General features: G+C 46.2%; 1 protein-coding gene. It reads left to right on the top strand.

Going from position 1 to position 1,387, the window contains the following annotated elements; all coding sequences use genetic code 11:
• Positions 1-1,208: alanine/glycine:cation symporter family protein (locus R7Q09_RS24225; protein WP_318143710.1), on the top strand; the 1,208-nt coding region annotated here is incomplete at its 5' end.
• Between the last annotated feature and the right edge of the window lie 179 nt (positions 1,209-1,387).

Raw genomic sequence — 1,387 nt, 5'->3', positions numbered from 1 at the left:
TCTACAAAGAAGAAGATGAAGGTGAATTCCGTGGCGGCCCTGCTTACTACATCGAAAAGGCAATGGGGCAAAAATGGTACGCATGGATCTTTGCTATCTCGACCATCTTTGCGTGTGGTGTGCTACTTCCTGGCGTTCAATCCAACAGTATTGGTAACGCGGTAGAAGCAGCATTTGGCTCTGGTGACATGATCGAAACCGCTATTGGTACCTTCAGTTTTGCTAAAATTTTCACTGGTACGGTTGTCTGTGTCATTCTTGCCTTCATCATCTTTGGTGGCGTAAAGCGTATTGCGAACTTCACTCAGATCGTTGTGCCATTCATGGCATTGGCGTACATCATCACCGCTTTCGTTATCATTCTTCTAAACATCGGTGAAATCCCACGCATTATCGGCATGATCCTAGGAGACGCGTTCACTCCTATGGCTGGTGTTGGTGCTGCCATTGGTTGGGGTGTTAAACGTGGTGTTTACTCAAATGAAGCAGGCCAAGGTACCGGCCCTCACGCAGCAGCGGCAGCAAGCGTTGATCATCCTGCACAGCAAGGTCTGGTTCAATCATTCTCAATCTACATCGATACACTACTAGTATGTTCGGCAACTGCGTTTATGATTCTTATCACAGGTGCGTACAACGTACACGGTGCGGTTGAAGGTGCATTCCTTGTGCAAAACCTACCAGCCGATATTGGGGCCAATGGTCCAGTATTCACGCAAATGGCGATTGAAAGTGCTCTGCCTGGAGTTGGTAAACCGTTCATCGCTGTTGCACTGTTCTTCTTCGCATTCACCACGATCTTGGCTTACTACTACCTCGCAGAAACAAACATTGCCTACATTCGCCGTACCTTTAAAGTGAACGGTCTGATGTTTATCTTAAAACTGGTACTTATCTCAGCCGTGTTTTACGGTACAGTAAAAACCGCAAACCTAGCATGGGCGATGGGTGATGTTGGCGTAGGTTTGATGGCTTGGCTGAACATCGTGGGTATCTTGATCATCTTCTTTATGTCGAAGCCTGCTCTGAAAGCGCTGACCGACTACGAAGAACAACAGAAGCAAGGTGTCACAGAGTTTACGTTCAACCCAGTTGCGCTAGGTATCAAAGGTGCAGATTACTGGGAAGAGAAATACAAACGTAAAACGGGTCAAGCACCAACGACTGAAACTACCGCAACAGACACGGTAGAACAGCCTTCGACCTAAGTTTCTTTCCTTAAAAATAAGAAAAAGCAGTGGTCCGTTCTTCGGACACAACAAAGGGGTTAACCAGTGGTTAACCCCTTTTTATATCAGTCAGATTTGAAATCTTACTTGGTCGGATACACTTGCTTCCAATCGTTTTTCATATCAGCGATTAACCAACCTTTCGCTTTCGCTTCATC

Source organism: Vibrio sp. 2130-1 (assembly GCF_033339515.1).
This window is presented reverse-complemented; position numbering and strand designations above follow the sequence as displayed.